The following is an 18,847-nucleotide window of genomic DNA, read 5'->3' on the forward strand; positions in this document are numbered from 1 at the left end:
TCGCGGTCGGACAGCCCGTGATTCAAAATGCTTTCGGAGACGTTCTGTCGGGGTCAATTTCTGATTGGCTAGACAAGAGTCTATGAGGAAAGAATCCACTCGCCTTTAGGCAGTGGAGTGTCAAAAACAACGATCCAAAACCTTCGGAATCGCCACTTCGACCAAATCGACTGGGACAAGTGAATTGAAGAACTGGAAAGTATAGGGAAAATTCAAAGGCTTAGATTTTGCTCAAACAGATATAAAAAGCTGTTAACCCCCAAATCCCCAGCAGATTATGGAAGAATTGCTCACCCTCAAAGAACGACTATTGCGCGGCGATATTAGTGGCGCATTAGTCATCGTCGAAGAACTCGAAGAAATGAGCAAAGACGACAAAATCAACAACATTCGCAGTTATGCCATCATCTTATTGATTCACCTCATCAAACAACAAGCCGAAAATCGTACCACTCGTTCCTGGGATGTCTCCATCCGCAACAGCACTAGAGAAATTCAAGAAAAAAACAAACGCCGTAAAGCAGGAGGATGGTACCTCAGCATCGAAGAACTTCAAGAAATCCTAGAAGTCGCCTATCCAATGGCCCTAGACCGCGCCTCCTTAGAAGTCGCAGAAGGCATTTATGAGACGACAACCCTAGAAACTCTAATCGATAAAGAAGCTATTTTAACTCAAGCCCTCGCTTTAATTTCCCCCTAAACTAATCCATCCAGTTAACCACAATCAGGTTCAGCAATCATCACACCCAAATCCCGATTATCCGTCGAAAATCCCTGAACTTGAGGATTAAAAATAGAATCCGTCTGAGCATGAACCAAATACCATGCCGTATCAGGAGTTCCCACCACTCCCACCGTTTGTCTTTCCTCTGGTGTCTTCAACTGTAGCTTTTGCTGCATCAACGGTTGAGGCAAATTACTCAACGTCTGACTCGAAAATTCCCCTCCCACTGGCAGACTATAGGCAGAAAGAGTCACCGGTAGAGGCTGTGTTGTAGTCAAATCCGGTCGGGGTGAGAGAATAGAAAAGTCCAAGCGATTTTGCACCCCACAGCTTTTCGCCAAAAACCAACAATCCCCCGTACACCAGCGCCCTAATCGTCCCCCCAAATTCTCCCACCAATACATTCCCCTAGACCAACTCACTCCTAAATTGGACTGTAAAAAGGGGTAATAGACCATAGCACTAATCCAGCGAGAGGTATCAGGCATTCCTTCAGAAAAAGTAATCGGATGCTTACGAGGAATCCAACGTCTACCATTCTCTAAAGCTAAAGATATTTGCTCATCTGGGTTGACTGTTATTTCAAAAGAAGACCTATCTTTTTTTATATCTATAGCCATTGGTGTTTTAAATGGAGTTAGTTGGGAAATAGAATAAGGTTTACCTTCAGGTGTCTTGAAAACAGCCAATTCTACAGACTGACCTAACCATCTAGATATCATCCCAGTCCTATTAGAAGTGTTTGCATCAAAAGCCGAACCATGTTTTGTAAAGCTCAAAGCACAAAATAAAATTGCTAATAATAATAAGCCAGTCAAAATACAAAAAATATTAGATAATAAATTAAATCTATTTTTGTTAATTAATTGACTAATTATTCGTTTATTAAGAACAAAAATTGTTTGTTTTTTGGGCAAATTAGTTACAGAAATCCCAAAAACAGTTGTAAAAAAAATAGTTTGAGTATAAAAAACTGGACGAATATCATCTAGATTACCTAAGACAGAAGGAATCAAAAAGCTAAATAAACTCAATAAGATTAATAGCTCAACTTTTCTATCAATGAAATAAGTTTTCTTTTGTATAGAAAAAAAAGTACAAAAAGTAGCGAATACTAAACCTAACATCAAGATAGTATGTAAAACACCAAACTCTACAAACAGCTGTACAAACCAGTTATGTGTGCTATGGTAAACAGTTACATCATAAAATTGACTATATTCAGAAACAAGCTGATACCAGCTTGCATAACCATGTCCAAATAGGGGAGAGTCTTGGAACATTTTCCAAGCGACTCGCACTAATTTAAAACGAGCAGGATCTAGAAAAATATTGGCAGGTTTCCAATTATATCCCACAGATTGAGTTAATTGGTAAATCAATAGAGGATTTTTGAGTAAAGACCAAAAAGTAAATCCCAAAATAGAAATAATCAATCCCCCAAACATTAATATGGGAATATTTTTTTTCTTAATTCCTTTTAAAAAAGCATACAATCCACAAATAGCTATATAAGAAAAACACAGAACAAATCCCCCTCGTTGAGTTGTAGCAAAAATCCCCACAATTAGAAGACAACATAAAGCTGACCAGATAAATTTTCTAATTAAATTTAAATCAGAAAAAGCTAGCCATAAAACAACAGCTAAACCCGGTGCAATATAAGTCCAAACAGGACCAGGATTATCAAAAATCTGTGTCATATAAGACACACCGTAAGGATTATAGACCAAACTCTTGGGTAAAACTTGCGAAATCCCTAAAAATCGACCTAAAAAACCGGTAACAACGACCAGACAAGCCCCAAAAACCACAGCACCTAACTGAATTTTCCAAGCATGGCGGACAGTACGAGCTAAGATAAAAGATAAAGTTCCTAATGTAACGCCACAAAGCAAAATAAAAAAATTCCTAATTCCATAATGTTGAGCTACAGAAGCTTGTAGTAAACACTCTATTTTTGTCGCAAAGCCAGGAATCTCTCGGCAAGGAATCCAAGCTTGATTAGGTGTTTTAAATAAAGAGATAATAGCCCGAGGAGCAATCAGAACTAAAGTATTCAACCAAATTAAACCTAGCAATATAATTTCGTGGTTCAAAAAAAATATATTAGAAACCAGTAAATGTCTTTGATAGGCAAAAACGAAAGCCAAAATTCCACTAAATACAGCTACACCAAATAAATCTGGAATAGCGGGTAAGGTAAACGCAGGATATACTGGAACTAATAGATGAATACAAATAACACTGCCCAGCAAAACAGTAAGAGCAGGTAAAAAGTGGAAAAATTTTAGCTTAATCATTCAATCAATATTTTTTAATATTTCTTGTAAAATTGCAAAAATTGTTCAAAATACCTAAAAACTAGACAACTATATCTAATTGATTGTAAGGTTATCAGACAAGCATATAAATAGAAAACCAATAATAGGATTAACTAGATTGAACGTGATTAGAAAACTACAAACATCACCACAAAATAGAAAAAACTATTTAAGTTGGATAGACCTCCTAAAAGCACTGGTACAACGGGACTTAGAAGCACGATATAAAGGCTCTATTATAGGAAACCTCTGGCCACTCCTCAACCAACTATCTCAACTCCTCATTTACACCTACGTCTTTTCTGTTGTTCTACAGGTCAAACTCAGCCTAAAAGAACTCCCTGCTAATGATATCAGCTATGGACTCTGGCTGTTTGCCGGACTTATCCCCTGGATTACGTTCATCAGTGGCCTTACCCTAGCAGCAACTTCGGTCATTCGACAACCCAATTTAGTCAAAAAAGTCGTCTTCCCCTTAACACTCCTCCCCCTCGTCCCCATCCTGTCCACTTTTCTGGAAAGTACATTTGGATTAATCATTCTCATTGTCTTTGTGGGTTTTTCCACTCAAACCATCCATACCACCCTACTCCTCCTCCCCCTGATTTGGCTGCCTCAACTCCTCTTCACTATCGGACTGGGATACCTCACCGCAGGACTTACCGTTTTCCTGCGAGACATTCCCCAGACCTTGGGAGTCATTCTCAATCTTTGGTTTTACGCAACACCCATCGTCTATCCTGCGTCAGCCATCCCAGAACAACTCAGCAAGGTTGTATTATGGCTAAACCCCTTGGCTGTATTGGCAGAAATCTATCGGGACTTAATTCTCCTTGGAGAAGTCCGACACTGGGGAGAATGGGGAGTCACTAGCATGATTGCTGTAGTAGTATTTTTAGGCGGATACTGGGTCTATCGGCGGTTGCAACCTGCCTTTGCTGATGTACTCTAGAGGTTGCGACTAACCAAAGTGGTGGAATGAGTGAAACAATTATTGCTTTAGACAATGTATCCAAATGTTATCGGCGTTACCACCGACCTATTGACCGATTAAAGGAAATTTTGCTGCCAGGGAAAAAACACTCTCAGAAATTTTGGGCATTACAAGATATTAATCTAGAAGTTTATCAAGGAGAAACTCTAGGAATTATTGGTCAAAATGGCTCAGGTAAAAGTACCCTACTCCAAATCATTGCTAAAACTTTAACCCCCACCACGGGAACCGTTCATATACAAGGTCGGGTAGCGGCTCTTTTGGAATTAGGCAGTGGTTTTAATCCCGATTTTACTGGACGACAAAATGTTTTTTTCAATGGTCAAATTTTAGGACTGACAAAAAAAGAAATCGAAGCTAAATTTGATACAATTGCTGCTTTTGCCGATATTGGAGACTTTTTAGACCAACCGATTAAAACCTATTCTAGCGGTATGGCAGTTCGTTTAGCGTTTGCCGTTGCTGCTCACACCGACGCTCAAATTTTGATTGTTGATGAAGCCTTAGCAGTAGGAGATGCAAAATTTCAAGCACGCTGTATGAAAAAGATTAGACAATTACAAGGGGATGGAGTTACTTTACTATTTGTCTCCCATGACTTGTCCAGTGTCAAGTTTTTATGCGAAAGTGCGATTTTATTAAATCAAGGTAGGATTTTAGAACAAGGAACACCTAAGTTTGTAGCGAATCGCTATATTGCTTTACTGAGTAGCGACCATCATACAGACCATAGTTCTGATATGATTGCTCTAGAAAAATCACATAAGGTAGAGACAGAAAAATCAAATGCCTTTGCTGACAATATACCAAATGAACAAGACTATCACCGTCATGGTAACGCCTTCGCTGAAATTAAATCTGCCATCATTACCAATCTAGATAACATTGACTTAAAAGGTAAAGTCGAAACAGGTTCAAAGTTCAAGTTAAGGGTTAATATTCAAGGCAATAACGACTTAGATGACATCGTAGTTGGTTTATCTTTGAGAACGTTAACAGGAGTTATTTTATATGGAACAAATACTTATCTTTTAAAGAAGTCAATTCCTTCTTTATCAAAACATCAATCTACTGTTGTAGAATTTGAAGTTCCTTGTTTTTTGAATAAAGGACTTTATTCTATTTCTATTGGAGTTCATTCAACGGAAGGAATCAGTTATGATTGGATTGACGATTTAGTTTTACTAGAAGTCATTAACGCAAGATTATGTGATGGATTAATTGATTTGAACGCTGAAGTAAACTTACCAGAAATTCCTCCAGTATTGAGTTTAAATAGAGATCCCCAAATATAGTGTATATCAAAGTAATTAAACTTCCGTAATAAACAATCAAGTTCATACCTGACGCACCATCTAATATATTGAGAAATATACTAAAACTTTAGAAAAGAAAAGGAGTCACCATGATTGAACCCAATAACCCAGAAATCAATGTTGATGATTTAATGGAGCAAATTAGGCAAGAAGTGGCTAAACGAAATCTTACTGTTCCTCGTAGAAATAATATTAATCAAAATATTATAGGAAGTATCAATCTCAGTCCAGATACAACAATGTCGGTTTTATCTAGCCGTCTTCAAGCTTTACTGAATGATGCTAGTTTAAATTCACAAAGTATTGACAAACTTCCCAATAAGCTGAATCGATTTCCTTTAAAAATCCGTATTATTCAAAAGGTAATTCTTAAGCTATATAACTTTGTTTTCAAAAAACAAGGTATTGTTAATCAAAATTTCATTAGTGCTTTCAAAGAACTTCAAGAACTCACAGAAGTCAAGATTAATCAGAAGAATCAAGAATTAATTAACACACTTAATAAAAGATTTGAATTTGAACGAGAAATTTCAGAAAATCATTATCAAGCTCTTGAACAAAAACACCAAGCTCTTGAACAAAAACACACGCATCAAATTAAAGCACTACAGCTAGAATTAACTTATAATAAAAAAACATTTGCTAACCTTCTTCAGTCTCTAGAAAATAGAACTGGATTTTCAAATCAGCAAATAACTAATATTCCCACTCAACCAGCATCAAAATCATCTTATTCAGAACAAGAAGAGGCACACTTATTAGACGCTTTCTATGTGGCATTTGAAGAAAAGTTTAGGGGCAGCTATGAAGAAATTGCCAAGCGACTTAAAGTTTATTTACCTTTCATTGAACAAGCTAAAGAACAAGCATCTGACACTATTCTCGACCTAGGATGTGGACGGGGAGAGTGGCTAGAGTTTTTACGAGAGAAGGGGTATCAGGTTCAGGGGATTGACTTAAACCGGATGATGCTGGAAGAATGTCGGAGTAAGAATTTAGAGGTTTATGAAGTGGATGCGATCGCGCACATCCAAACCCTAGCCGACAACAGCCTTGGTGCCGTCACCGGATTCCACATCATCGAACACCTCCCCTTTCCCGCTCTCCTCCAACTCCTCCAAGAAACCATCCGCGTCCTCAAACCCGGAGGAGTCGCCATCTTTGAAACCCCCAACCCCCAAAACATCCTCGTCAGCACCCGCACCTTTTACCTCGACCCCACCCACCGCAATCCCTTGCCAAGTGACCTCATTCAGTTTTTACTAGACAACACCGGATTTGAACCCGTAGAAGTCCTCCCCCTTCATCCCTATGAAGAGGCCCTACAAATCAAAGGAACAGAAGAACTCACCCAGCGATTTAACCAATACTTCTACGGCCCCCAAGATTACGCCATCATTGGATACAAACCATGCAACCCATCGCCCTTGTAGTCCCTTGGTGGGGCCAAGACCTCAAAGGAGGAGCTGAACAACAAGCCTACCAAGTTGCCACCCGACTCGCTCAACGAGGACACAAAGTAGAAGTCCTCACCACCTGCTGTCGCGCCTTTCCAGAAAACTGGGCAGTCAATCATTATCCGGCTGGTGTAAAAACCGAAGCGGGGTTAAAAGTCCATCGTTTCCCCGTTAACCCCCGCAACGCCCAAGCCTTTGATCAAGTCAACAGCTTCCTCTTAAAACTCCCCCTCGAACAACTCAAAATCGGAGTCTCCCCCGTTTCCCCCACAGACTCCGCCATCTTTGCCCAGGAAAACATCAACTCAGAAGCCCTCCTCAAATACCTCAAAAAACACCAACAGCATTACCACGCCTTTATCTTCCTGCCCTACCTCTACGGCATCATCCTCAACGGACTCCCCCTCGTTGCAGAACGGGCCTACCTTCAACCCTGTCTCCACAACGAAGTCTACGCCTACCTCCCTGAAATTGCCCAAATCGTTCACAAAGCCAAAGGCCTCCTCTTCATCAGCGAAGGAGAAGCCCAACTCGCGCAACATCTCTACGGCCCCGGCATTCTGCCTAAAAGCATCGTCGCGGGAGCAGGCGTTGAGATCCCAATTCAGCGCGATACCCCCATCGAAAAAATCGGCAAATTTTCCCTCAAAACCCACCCCTTTGTCCTCTGTCTCGGTCGTCGTGACCCCACCAAAAACACCGATTTTCTCATCCAAGCCTATACCACCTTTAAACAAAAACACCCTGATTCCCCCCTCAGACTCGTTCTAGCCGGCCCCGGCAACTCATCCTATAGTGATTTGACATCCGGCATCATTGACCTAGGTTTAGTCGAAGAAAACCAAAAAACCGCCCTCCTCAGCCACTGCCAAGCCCTCTTCCAACCCAGCCGCAACGAGAGTTACTCCCGCGTCATCATGGAAGCTTGGTTTGAGCAACGCCCCGCCGCCGCCCACCGAGACTGTCTCGCCACCTCCCTCGCCGTATCTACCGCTCAAGGGGGTTGGCTCGCCAGCACCCTCAACGAATGGGCCGAACTCTTCCACAAGGTAGACCAAGCCACTCCCCAAGAACTCAGCCAATACGGTCAAAACGGCCACCAATACGCCCAAAATAATGCCGTATGGGACAAAGTAATGGAACGATACGAAATCGCCCTCGGACTGATTCAGGAAGAGGAAAGAGAAAAGAGGAAAAAGGAAAGAGAGAATCCAGAATCAACATCCCTCTCCAGTCCTTATCCCACTCCCCTCACATCCCACCTCCAAATGGGATGGAATTTCACCCCCCAAGCATCCTCACGAAAAAGTCGCCAACTCAAAGCCATTCATCAACTCCTCCCCAACTTCAGTTACGGGGATGCCATCTCCAACCAAGCCCTAGCCATTCGCAACTACCTCCGCAGTCAAGGTTATTCATCGGAAATTTTTACCCGTTATGTTGAAGAAAAAGTCATTAAAGAAATCCAACTCCTCCCCGACAAAAAACTCAACCCCAAAGCAGGCCTGATTTATCACCACTCCATTGGGTCGGAAGTGACCCCCCTCGCCCTGACTCACCCTGGGGCAAAATGTCTGATTTACCACAACATCACCCCCGCCGAATTTTTCCAACCCTTTGACCCCAAATTTGCCCAACTCCTTGCCCAAGGTCGCCAAGAACTCCCCACCCTTGCCCAAACCTTCCCCATCGCCGTGGGAGACTCTGCTTATAATTCATCTGAATTAGCAGCCTGTGGCTTTAGAGAACCCTCCGTCCTCCCCATTATCATTAACCCCGCTCAGTGGGACATTTCCCCAGACCCCCACTTAATGGCATCCCTCCAAGATGGCTACAAAAACCTCCTCTTTGTGGGTCGCATTGCCCCCAACAAAAAACAAGACGACCTCGTACAAGCCTTTGCCCACTACCTGACCCTAGACCCAGATGCACGACTCATCCTTGTCGGCTGGGGGAACAAAAGTGAACCTTACTACTGCCACCTGCTCAACATCATTGAAGAACTCGAATTAAAAGAGCGCGTCATCATCACAGGAAAAGTCAATGAAACTCAACTCCTAGCCTTCTACCGTACCGCTCACCTGTTCTGGTCTATGAGCGAACATGAAGGCTTTGGCGTTCCCCTCATTGAGTCTATGTGGTTTGATATTCCCGTTCTCGCCTACAAGAGTAGTGCTGTCCCAGAAACCCTACAAGGGTCAGGACTGATGTTTACCGACAAAAAAGACCTCGTGACCATTGCTGCCCTCGCCAAACTCCTGATCCATGATCTGGACTTGCGTGATAAAGTCATCAGAGCGCAGCAGCAGCAGCGTTATCGATTTTTACCCACGAGTATTCAGACCAACTTAGACACCATCATTCATAAATTAGAACAAGCTTTCTAATGCAAAATCTTGCCCTCAACCTCCGACAAATCCTGAGCAAAACCAAACGAAAACTCAGAGAAACTTTAGCCGAAAGTCCAGAAGATATTTTTCCCCTCTGTCCCCCCCTACCCCTACCCCCAGGAGTCAGCGAGGAACAACTCTTTCAATTTCTCAAAACCGTCTTGGTTTCCGATGCACCACCGGAGGAAATGGCCAATTACTGCACCCAAGACTTCCGCAGATTTGTCTATACCTATGGACTGACACAAAATTTATCCGGTGAATGTCTAGAACTTGGAGCAAATCCCTACTTCACTACGTTTCTACTCCGAGAATTTACTCCCTTAAAACTGACATTAGCCAATTACTTCGGGCAAGACTTTGATTCGGTCATCACCCAAACCGTAAATTTTGATGATTTTCAATCCAAGCAACTCGAATCCGTTCAGCTTGAATCCTATCACTTTAACATTGAAGAAGACCCATTTCCTTTTTCAGATCAGCAATTTGATGTCGTTCTCTTTTGCGAAATTATTGAACATCTCTTACTAGACCCCGCTTCAGTCTTACACGAAATCAAACGCATTTTAAAACCCAATGGAACACTAATTTTAACCACACCCAACGTCAGTCGCCTAGAAAATGTAGCGAAAATGATAGGGGGGGCGAACATTTATGACCCCTACTCTGGCTATGGTCCTTACGGGAGACATAACCGAGAATATAATAAGCATGAGCTTTATTTACTCCTCACTTACCTCGGTTTTGAAATTGACAGTTTATTTACTGCCGATGTTCATCAAAATAATGCTGGAAGTTATGCCTCTCTCTCTCAACTCAAACCTTTTTTAAAAGCGAGAGAAAATGACCTCGGACAATATATTTTTGTTCGCGCAAAAAACGCTAAAGAAGGTCATACTAAAAAACCCTCTTTCCTCTACCGAAGTTATCCCCCAGAAGAGCTAGAATGAAACGAAAAGTAGCCTTTGTTGTTCAACGGTGTGGGGTAGAAGTTGGAGGAGGAGCAGAAAATCTCTGTCTCCAAATTGCTCAACATCTGGTTGAATATTGGGACATTGAGATTCTAACCACCTGCGCCCTCGATTATATGACTTGGGAAAACCACTATCCTGTCGGCATTGAAGAGGTAAGTGGGGTCAAAGTTAGACGGTTTCGCATCAGCCAAAAGCGCAATGTCAAAGCCTTTAATCGTCTCTCGGAAAAGCTTGCTCCTCGTCTTCAAACTGCCTCTCTAGAAGAGCAAGAAAGTTGGATGAAGGCACAAGGACCTATGTCCCAAGACCTTATTCAGTATATCAGTCAGCATCGTGAAGATTACGACACTTTTATCTTCTTTGGCTACCTTTACGCCACCACCTACTTTATCCTACCCCTTGTAGCAGACAAAGCGTATCTAGAACCCCTTGCTCATGATGAATGGACGATTTACATGACGATGTGGGATGAGTTTTTCCAGAAACCTCGCGGATTTATCTTTAACACTCCAGAAGAAAAGAGTTTTGTTCAGAAACGCTTTCCTCAACTCAAGATTGATGGCCCCGTGATTGGCATTGGAGTTGATCCACCAGAAAGTTACAGTGCAGAGCGTTTCCGTGAGCAGTATAATATCCAAGATCCATTTTTGCTGTATATTGGCAGGATTGACCCATCCAAAGGCTGTGAGGAGTTATTCCAATATTTTATCCATCTCCGGAATCAGGAGTCTGAACCGAGAAAGTTGGTCTTGTTGGGGAAGTCAGTGATGACAATTCCGGAACATCCTGATATTATCCCGTTAGGTTTTGTGGAGGAGCAGACGAAATGGGATGCTCTAGCAGCTTGTGACTTATTGGTAATGCCTTCTCCCTATGAAAGTCTCTCGATTGTATTGTTGGAGGCTTGGACGATGGGGAAAGCAGTGTTAGTGAATGGAAAGTCTGATGTTTTGGTGGGGCAATGTAGACGTGGTAATGGAGGATTATGGTATGAGAATCTAGATGAATTTGAATACATTCTGAAACTATTGAAACAGAATACAAAAATCCAAGCAGCATTAAGCAATCAAGGTCATAGTTTTGTATTAAAACAATATAATTGGGAAACCATTACGGAACAGTATAGAGCAGTAGATTTTTCGCGCTAAATCTTGGGGTTAAGCATGACTGTCTTAATTCTTCAAACTCGTCCAGCCCTAGATATGACAGAAGAGCAATTTTTTCAATTCTGTCAAATTAACTCCAATTATCGCATTGAACGAAATGCGAAAGGAGAATTGTTAGTTATGTCACCAAATGGCAGTGAAACAGGGCATTGTAATGCTAAATTAACCCAACAATTGGGCAACTGGTCTGATGAAGATGGGACAGGAATTGATTTTGATTCTTCTGCGGGTTTCCGATTACCCAATGGTGCGGAGCGTTCTCCAAATGCGTCTTGGGTGAGAATCGAGAAGTGGCAAGCCATTCCGCCCCAGCAGCGTCAAAGGTTTGCCCCTTTATGTCCTGATTTTGTGGTGGAATTGCGATCGCCTAGTGATAATCTTAAACCGTTACAAGAGAAGATGGAAGAGTATCTAGAAAATGGAGCATCTTTGGGTTGGTTAATTGACCGCAAAAATCGGCGAGTTTATATCTATCGTCCCGGAAGCTCAGTAGAATGTTTACAATCTCCTGAAACTATTGAAGGAGATCCGCTTTTATCTGGATTTGTTTTGAAGTTAGATAAAATTTGGTAGTTAACTAAATTTACTACACATCAAGGAAACCAGAAGAAAATTAGGCAAGCAAAAAATATGCAAACAAATCATGACCCAAAAATCACTTACTAAAAATCATCACTATTTATTTGTATATGTTTTTTTTGTCGCTTTAACTCTTATATTTCTTCATTCGCCGTACTATGAAGGAGATACAATTATCTTAGTTCAAAGTGTTTCTGATATTGAGAAATGCTTAAATAACAGAGTCTATACTAATTGTAATACCGTAATTCACTTTCCAATATTTCAATTTGTGCCAGCTTTTTTGCTGTCTAAGTTAGGTGTGGATCAACCAATTATATTAAGAATTCTAGCCACCATAAATACCATCAGCTTTTTCGGTTCAATTCTATTATTTTTTAAAGTTCTCAGTAAACTTCACAACTCTTGGATAGCTAATACAGGATTGCTTATTATGATTAGTAGTCCTTTATTATGGTATGCTCAATCGACCTTTAATGAAATGACAGCTACCTTTATTACTTTAGGTTTTACCGCATCACTTCTAATTAATTCTCCAGTATGGTTAATTGCGATCTTATCATTTTTAGTGGGAATCACAAAAGAAACAGCTTTTCCATTTGTTGTTGCTATTAGTATTTTAATTTTATATCCTAATTTTAAAAAACAACCTAAACGATTCTGGTTTCAAATGATAAGTGTAATTACAGGAATCATTGGAAGCTTTACTATAAACAGTGTTTTTAACTATTTCCGATATAGAAGCTACACCAATACATACTTACTGCAAGATCAATTTATCGTAACAGATAATTTACAAAAACTTAGCAATTTTTTAGGGTTATGGTTATCTCCTAATGGAGGAATTTTATTTTTTTGGACATCATTTTTTTTGTATACAGCAGCAATTGTTTATTTTTTGTTTTTCAAGAATAAAAAAAGTTACCATAAACTAATTCCGATAACGTTAGTAATAGGAACTTTAGGACTTTTAACTTATGGTTTATCAAACTGGTGGGCTCCTTTTGGTTGGTACAGCTGGGGTCCAAGATTAGTCATTCCTTGGATACCAAGTCTCTTAATCGTGACAATCAACTTTTACCCTCAAGAAACTACATCAATTTTAGAAGCAACTGTGTTAAATAAATTTACTCATCGAAGAATATTATTTATGATATTCTTCTTACTAATATCACTGCCAAATATAGTTATTTTAAATCATCCAGAAATAATGGTTCAAATATTTACCCCAGATGCAACCTGTCCCGAAACACCATTCATCACAGATTTAGACTATTATTACTTTTGCTTAAATCATTATATGTGGACTAAATATCCATCAATTATTGATTCATTTACTAAAGTTTTTCAAAACATTCCAACTTTTATGTTGTACACTTCATACATCATTGCATTTTATCAAATTCAAAAAGGAATTCAGTTATCCAATAGAATAAACAAGAATTATTAAGAAATAATAAAATTGATTAAAATAAACTAAAAGTATTGAGGAACTTTCATGATTAATCCAAAAGATATAATAAAAAATGTCTCTGTGGAAGAGTTATGTAAAACGGCAGATTTGTACTTTAAATCTATCCAGAATCCGATCCCACAAATGGGTAAACCGTTCAGTAGCATCATTGAAGCACCTGAGCTTTTATGCAATATGGGAAATCTTTTGTCAGGATTACACCTAGGAAAAACAATGACTGTTTTAGAGTTTGCTGCTGGAACTTGCTGGTTTTCCAGATATTTAAATCAACTCCAATGTCAAACAATTTGTTGTGATGCTTCAGCAACAGCACTTGAAATTGGAAAAAAATTATTTTTAGATTATCCCATTATCGGTGAGTTAATTTCAGAACCTCAATTTTTACATTTTGACGGACATAGAATAGACTTACCAACGGAATCTGTGGATAGAATTGTTTGCCACGATGGATTCCACCATATCCCCAACCAAGATGAAGTTATTTCAGAGTTAGGTCGTGTACTAAAAACTGGAGGGATTGCTGGTTTTAGTGAACCAGGACGAATTCATTCACAATCACCTCAATCCCAGTATGAAATGAAAAATTACAAAGTTTTAGAGAATGATATTATAATCTCTGAAATATTCCCTATCGCTCTTAAACATGGTTTCACTGACATAAGACTACACTTGTTTAATAACATTGAAATTTCATTAGATGACTATGAATCATTAAATAATTCTAACAGGGAACTAGAAAATAAAATTCTAGAAAATGCTCGACAAATAATGCTCCATAGAACCATCTTTTTCCTATACAAAGGAGAATTCTTTCCAGATAGCAGAAGTCATATAGGACTTGCTCACTGTATTACTCTTGAGAAAGAAAATTTTAATGTAAGAAAAGGTGAACCTGCAAAGATTTTTCTGAAAATTACTAACATAGGGCAAGCGATATGGCTTCATGAAAATATTAATGATATTGGTGTAGTCAAAATTGGAACACACTTATATGATGAAGAAGATAATCTAATTAATCTTGATTTTTCAAGACATTGTTTTGATCGAAATATTAAACCACATGAAACCATTGAAAAAAGCATTGTAGTAAAATTTGATAAATCTGGAGTTTTTAAGGTTACTATAGACTTAGTATCTGAATCCATTTGTTGGTTTGAGAATATTGGATCAAAATCAAAAACTGTAACCATAACAGTCATATAATATTAAGATAAGTCATGAAGCACAATGAACCACTACTAGAACCAATATTACGAAATTTTCGTTTGAAAAAAGTAGTAAAGAATATTTCTAAAAATTCCACCCTTTTAGACATTGGATGTGGAACTTCAGCAACTTTTTTGAAATCAATATCATCCCATATCAAACAGGGAGTAGGAGTAGACTTTAAAGTTAATCCAATAGAAATCAATAATATTAAAACAATTCAAATCAAGCTAGATGATCAACTTCCATTTCAAGATGAAAGCTTTGAAGTTGTTACAATGTTAGCTGTATTAGAACATATCGAATATGAACAAGAAATTCTCAAAGAAATCAAGAGAATTCTTAAACCTAATGGTAAACTAATACTAACTGTTCCTTCAGTCTGGTCTAAACCAATTCTTGAGTTTTTAGCCTATCAATTGAAAATTGTAAGCGAAGCTGAGATCAGAGATCATAAACGATATTATAATCGAAATAAGTTAAGGCAATCCTTAGTGGTTAATGCAGGATTTCAAGAATTTCAGCACCAATATTTTCAACTTTGGATGAATAACTTTTGTACAGTCGTTAAGAAAAATTTTTAACCCATGAAACTATCAGTTATTATCCCTTGCTACAATGAGATAGGGACAATTTCTAAAGTTATTGAAGCCGTAAAAAAATCCCCTGTCACTTGTGAAATCATTATTGTTGATGATTGCTCAACTGATGGAACAAGAGAACTCTTAGAAACAAAGATTGCATCTACAGTTGAGCAAGTAATCTACCACCATAAAAATAAAGGTAAGGGGGCGGCACTACGCACAGGGTTTGCCGCGGCGACTGGAGATATTGTTATTGTACAAGATGCTGATCTAGAATACGATCCACAAGAATATCCCTTAATGATAGAACCAATCATCAATAATCAAGCTGATGTTGTTTTTGGTTCTCGTTTTCAAGGTGGAAGACCTCACCGAGTTGTTTACTTTTGGCACATGATAGGGAATAAGTTCTTAACTCTGCTTTCCAATATGTTTACCAACATTAACTTAAGTGATATGGAAACGTGCTATAAAGCATTCAGACGAGAGATTATTCAATCAATTAAAATTCAAGAAAACAGATTTGGTTTTGAACCAGAAATAACAGCAAAAGTGGCTAAGCTAGACTGCCGAATTTACGAAGTTGGTATATCTTACTATGGTCGAACATACAAAGAAGGTAAAAAAATAGGCTGGAAAGATGGATTTAGAGCAATTTTTTGTATTTTAAAATACAATTTATTTTAAAGATTTGTCAAAAAATCAATATAACAATAAAGTAGGATGACAGCACTTATACATCAAGCAGCAAAATATAGAGCTATTTTTTTACATATTCTATTTTGTGCCATAGGAGTCGTTATTTTATTTTATCCGGTAATTCAGAGTTCTTTTGCTTTAATGCCAAGTAATCCAGGAGACTCAAGATTAGTCAACTATTTCTTAGAACATTATTTTCAACTTTTTTTTAACCGCCAATATATTGGCAGTTTCTGGTCTGCACCATTCTTTTTTCCTTACTCTAATACTTTAACTTTCTCAGAAAACTTATTTGGAGCATCACCAGTTTATTGGGTATTTCGATTTCTTTTTGATGAATCTACATCTTTTCAACTTTGGATGATTGCAGTAAGCTGTTTAAACTTTTTCAGCTTTTCTCATTTGCTAAAACAATTTGAAGTTAATTTAGCATTCCGAATAATAGGTTCTTTTGTATTTGCTTTTAGTCTACCACGCATATCAGCCCTAGGATTCCCACAACTCTTACCTCAATTTTTTACGCCCCTCAGTTTTTTGTACATTTGTAAATTTATTCAAAAACCAACGATAAAATATTTAACTTTGTTTTTGAGTTTTATCTATCTACAGATATTATCAGGAATATATTTAGGATGGTTTTTATGTTTCAGTATATTTATTTTTGTATTATCCATATATAGTGTTAGATTAAATCCTAAACTTCAATTGATAAAATTTGTTAAAAGTTCTTACAAGATTAGCATACCAATTTTTTCAATGTGGCTATTGCTCATTTTTATTTTTTTGCAGCCTTACCTAAAAACTAAATCTGTTTTTGGTTCAAGACCCTATTCAGAAGTTGATACAATGCTACCTCGCTTATCATCTTGGTTTTCTATCATACCAGGAAGCGCGTTAGGCTCTGCCCTTCAATGGAAAAATCCAGACCTTCCTATGATATGGGAACACTATTTATTTTCTGGATTTACATTAATTTTATTCAGTATTATTAGTATAATAATTTTAACTAAATATAAAAAATATCTAGTTAAGAGTAATCAAATTATTGCTATTAGCAGTTTCATTACCGGATTAGTTATTATTGCATTATCTTTACGATTACCTAATGGGTTTTCTTTATGGAAAACCATCTATGATATTTTCCCTGGAGCTTCTGTAATTAGGGCAGTAAGTAGAATTTGGACAGTTGTATATTTTTATATATTAATTACAAATTGTATTTGCTTAACTGCTATTTTTCAAAAAAAAATTCTCAGAAATATCAGATTATTTTTAGTTTTTTCATTAACAATCATTGTAGTATTAGAACAAGTAAGTTTCACTCAAAACACCTATGCAAAAGCTTCATTTGACAAAGAATCTGAATCTATAGAATACCTTTTAAAAAAATCTCAGAATTGTGATTTTGCCTATGTTCAACTCAGTTCAAATCAGGCATTTTGGGCAGATCAAGTTTCAGCGATGTGGGGAGGAATAAAGGCTAATGTACCTGTAATCAATGGATACTCTGGTAATGTCCCTCCCAACTATGGAAGTAGTACAGTTTCTATGAATTTAGAAACTTCTATTCATTGGTTACAGTCGAACAATCCTACAATTCAAGGAAATCTATGTATGGTTTCTCGAACAACGGAAGAGCAAAGTGACCCATTAGTTAAACAATATAGTATCGATCATTACGTTCATCCAGAAGGTGGTTTTGAGGTTGATATTATACCAGTACCAATAGAGTAAATAATTAATGGCAAATATTTTAATTGATGCAACCCCAATAACTAAATCATTAAGTGGAGTTGGAATTTATATATTCAATTTAATCAAACAGATTAAATCATTAAAAAACAATCATAAATCAACAATTGGAATAGTTTATCAACCGGGATTAAAGGAATGGATTCAAAAGAAAGTTAAGTTGTCACCAAATATCAAGAATTATCATCCTCAGTATCATTTAGATTTACCCGTTCGGTTTTCCAACTTACTGCTGGACTACTACCCTCAGTTTTTCCCAAAATACTGGGAGCCAATTTTGGAATCACCAGATATTATACATGGAACAAACTATACAGTTTTTCCCTACAAAAACTGTCGGAAGGTGATGACGATTTATGACCTAACTTTCCTGAAATACCCAGATTATATTGACTCTGTGGTTAAACAGTATGGGAGACGAGTCCAGAAGTGCCTTCAGTGGACGGATTTGGTGCTAACGATTTCGGAAAGTTCAAAACGGGATATTGTGGAATATCTCAATTTTGACCCAGAACGAGTGGTCGTTACACCTTTAGCTAGTCGCTATACAGAACAAACGCTAGAGACACTCCCGAAACCACCTGTTGACTTGGCTTATGACTTCAGGAAACCCTATCTTTTGTTCGTCAGCACTTTAGAGCCGCGTAAGAATATTACCACCCTAATTGCAGCTTTTAATCAACTGAAAGAACAGTACAAAATTGACCATGAGTTAGTACTGATTGGCCAAAAGGGATGGCGATATGAGCCGATTTTCAAGGCGATCGCATCCTCCCCATACTCCCACCACATCCACCACCTCAACTACCTCCCAGACGAGCTTGTAGCCCTCTTCTATAGCCAAGCCGAAGCCTTCATCTACCCCTCCCACTACGAAGGATTTGGTCTACCCGTCCTAGAGGCCATGACCTTGGGAGCCCCCGTCATTACCTCCAATACCTCCTCCCTCCCCGAAGTCGCCGGAGAGGCGGCCATGCTCATTGACCCCAACGAAGTCGAAGACCTCACACAAGGAATTTTAAAAGTCATTAGTGACTCCCAATTGCGACAAGACCTGATCCAAAAAGGGAAGCAACAGGCCAAACTCTTTTCTTGGGAACGCACCGCCCAAGAAACCTTAGCTGCTTATCGGAGCATCCTATAATCCCAAGACTCACCAGTATTCGCAAGGACAGGAGTCCTCTATTGGTGTTTTAAGATAGCACAGA

The 18,847-nt window shown here is 38.6% G+C and carries 15 protein-coding genes; 14 read left to right on the forward strand and 1 reads right to left on the reverse strand.

What is annotated here, in order from left to right:
* The first annotated feature begins 277 nt into the window (after positions 1–277).
* Positions 278–700: a DUF29 domain-containing protein gene (locus K4A83_RS13635; RefSeq protein WP_265265149.1), complete on the forward strand. Its 423-nt coding sequence runs from the start codon at positions 278–280 to the stop codon at positions 698–700.
* A gap of 14 nt (positions 701–714) precedes the next feature.
* Here K4A83_RS13635 and K4A83_RS13640 read toward each other — a convergent pair whose 3' ends face one another.
* Positions 715–3,027: an O-antigen ligase family protein gene (locus tag K4A83_RS13640; RefSeq protein ID WP_265265151.1), complete on the reverse strand. Its 2,313-nt coding sequence runs from the start codon at positions 3,025–3,027 to the stop codon at positions 715–717.
* Positions 3,028–3,172: 145 nt separating this feature from the next.
* Here K4A83_RS13640 and K4A83_RS13645 point away from each other — a divergent pair, with 145 nt between their 5' ends.
* The 13 genes from K4A83_RS13645 (at position 3,173) to K4A83_RS13705 (ending at position 18,783) form a co-directional block, all read left to right on the forward strand.
* Positions 3,173–4,000 (forward strand): ABC transporter permease, encoded by an 828-nt coding sequence (locus K4A83_RS13645; RefSeq protein ID WP_265265152.1) that lies wholly within the window; start codon positions 3,173–3,175, stop codon positions 3,998–4,000.
* A 26-nt stretch (positions 4,001–4,026) separates the two neighbouring features.
* Positions 4,027–5,337 (forward strand): ABC transporter ATP-binding protein, encoded by a 1,311-nt coding sequence (locus tag K4A83_RS13650; protein WP_265265154.1) that lies wholly within the window; start codon positions 4,027–4,029, stop codon positions 5,335–5,337.
* A gap of 110 nt (positions 5,338–5,447) precedes the next feature.
* Positions 5,448–6,791, forward strand: a complete 1,344-nt coding sequence (locus K4A83_RS13655) for a methyltransferase domain-containing protein (RefSeq protein WP_265265155.1) — start codon at positions 5,448–5,450, stop codon at positions 6,789–6,791.
* Entirely contained in the window at positions 6,770–9,202 is a 2,433-nt protein-coding gene (locus K4A83_RS13660) for a glycosyltransferase family 4 protein (protein ID WP_265265156.1), read from the forward strand. Before K4A83_RS13655 ends, K4A83_RS13660 begins: the two co-directional genes overlap by 22 nt.
* Positions 9,202–10,155 (forward strand): class I SAM-dependent methyltransferase, encoded by a 954-nt coding sequence (locus K4A83_RS13665; protein WP_265265157.1) that lies wholly within the window; start codon positions 9,202–9,204, stop codon positions 10,153–10,155. Before K4A83_RS13660 ends, K4A83_RS13665 begins: the two co-directional genes overlap by 1 nt.
* Entirely contained in the window at positions 10,152–11,327 is a 1,176-nt protein-coding gene (locus K4A83_RS13670) for a glycosyltransferase family 4 protein (protein WP_265265159.1), read from the forward strand. The genes K4A83_RS13665 and K4A83_RS13670 overlap by 4 nt, the downstream gene beginning before the upstream one ends.
* Before the next feature lie 15 nt (positions 11,328–11,342).
* Positions 11,343–11,918, forward strand: coding sequence for a Uma2 family endonuclease (locus tag K4A83_RS13675; protein WP_265265160.1), 576 nt, complete (start codon positions 11,343–11,345; stop codon positions 11,916–11,918).
* A gap of 70 nt (positions 11,919–11,988) precedes the next feature.
* The gene (locus K4A83_RS13680) at positions 11,989–13,374 is read left to right on the forward strand and encodes a hypothetical protein (RefSeq protein WP_265265161.1); all 1,386 of its coding nucleotides are present in this window, start codon (positions 11,989–11,991) and stop codon (positions 13,372–13,374) included.
* Between the two features lie 48 nt (positions 13,375–13,422).
* Positions 13,423–14,601, forward strand: coding sequence for a class I SAM-dependent methyltransferase (locus K4A83_RS13685; protein ID WP_265265162.1), 1,179 nt, complete (start codon positions 13,423–13,425; stop codon positions 14,599–14,601).
* Positions 14,602–14,615: 14 nt separating this feature from the next.
* A complete protein-coding gene (locus K4A83_RS13690; protein WP_265265163.1) occupies positions 14,616–15,188 on the forward strand; it encodes a class I SAM-dependent methyltransferase in 573 nt (190 codons plus the stop codon).
* Between the two features lie 3 nt (positions 15,189–15,191).
* On the forward strand, positions 15,192–15,875 hold the full coding sequence (locus tag K4A83_RS13695; protein WP_265265164.1) for a glycosyltransferase family 2 protein: 684 nt from the start codon (positions 15,192–15,194) through the stop codon (positions 15,873–15,875).
* Between the two features lie 36 nt (positions 15,876–15,911).
* Positions 15,912–17,621, forward strand: coding sequence for a hypothetical protein (locus tag K4A83_RS13700; protein WP_265265166.1), 1,710 nt, complete (start codon positions 15,912–15,914; stop codon positions 17,619–17,621).
* A 7-nt stretch (positions 17,622–17,628) separates the two neighbouring features.
* Entirely contained in the window at positions 17,629–18,783 is a 1,155-nt protein-coding gene (locus K4A83_RS13705; RefSeq protein ID WP_265265167.1) for a glycosyltransferase family 4 protein, read from the forward strand.
* The last annotated feature ends 64 nt before the right edge of the window (positions 18,784–18,847 follow it).

The organism is Spirulina subsalsa FACHB-351 (genome assembly GCF_026130165.1).
GTDB lineage: Bacteria > Cyanobacteriota > Cyanobacteriia > Cyanobacteriales > Spirulinaceae > Spirulina_A > Spirulina_A subsalsa_A.

What these genes read in the sequence shown, in the direction of transcription:
- K4A83_RS13635 (WP_265265149.1), top strand. Translation starts at nt 278, where the DNA reads ATGGAAGAATTGCTCACCCTCAAAGAACGACTATTGCGCGGCGATATT.
- K4A83_RS13640 (WP_265265151.1), bottom strand. Translation starts at nt 3,027, where the DNA reads ATGATTAAGCTAAAATTTTTCCACTTTTTACCTGCTCTTACTGTTTTG.
- K4A83_RS13650 (WP_265265154.1), top strand. Translation starts at nt 4,027, where the DNA reads ATGAGTGAAACAATTATTGCTTTAGACAATGTATCCAAATGTTATCGG.
- K4A83_RS13655 (WP_265265155.1), top strand. Translation starts at nt 5,448, where the DNA reads ATGATTGAACCCAATAACCCAGAAATCAATGTTGATGATTTAATGGAG.
- K4A83_RS13660 (WP_265265156.1), top strand. Translation starts at nt 6,770, where the DNA reads ATGCAACCCATCGCCCTTGTAGTCCCTTGGTGGGGCCAAGACCTCAAA.
- K4A83_RS13665 (WP_265265157.1), top strand. Translation starts at nt 9,202, where the DNA reads ATGCAAAATCTTGCCCTCAACCTCCGACAAATCCTGAGCAAAACCAAA.
- K4A83_RS13670 (WP_265265159.1), top strand. Translation starts at nt 10,152, where the DNA reads ATGAAACGAAAAGTAGCCTTTGTTGTTCAACGGTGTGGGGTAGAAGTT.
- K4A83_RS13675 (WP_265265160.1), top strand. Translation starts at nt 11,343, where the DNA reads ATGACTGTCTTAATTCTTCAAACTCGTCCAGCCCTAGATATGACAGAA.
- K4A83_RS13680 (WP_265265161.1), top strand. Translation starts at nt 11,989, where the DNA reads ATGACCCAAAAATCACTTACTAAAAATCATCACTATTTATTTGTATAT.
- K4A83_RS13685 (WP_265265162.1), top strand. Translation starts at nt 13,423, where the DNA reads ATGATTAATCCAAAAGATATAATAAAAAATGTCTCTGTGGAAGAGTTA.
- K4A83_RS13690 (WP_265265163.1), top strand. Translation starts at nt 14,616, where the DNA reads ATGAAGCACAATGAACCACTACTAGAACCAATATTACGAAATTTTCGT.
- K4A83_RS13695 (WP_265265164.1), top strand. Translation starts at nt 15,192, where the DNA reads ATGAAACTATCAGTTATTATCCCTTGCTACAATGAGATAGGGACAATT.
- K4A83_RS13700 (WP_265265166.1), top strand. Translation starts at nt 15,912, where the DNA reads ATGACAGCACTTATACATCAAGCAGCAAAATATAGAGCTATTTTTTTA.
- K4A83_RS13705 (WP_265265167.1), top strand. Translation starts at nt 17,629, where the DNA reads ATGGCAAATATTTTAATTGATGCAACCCCAATAACTAAATCATTAAGT.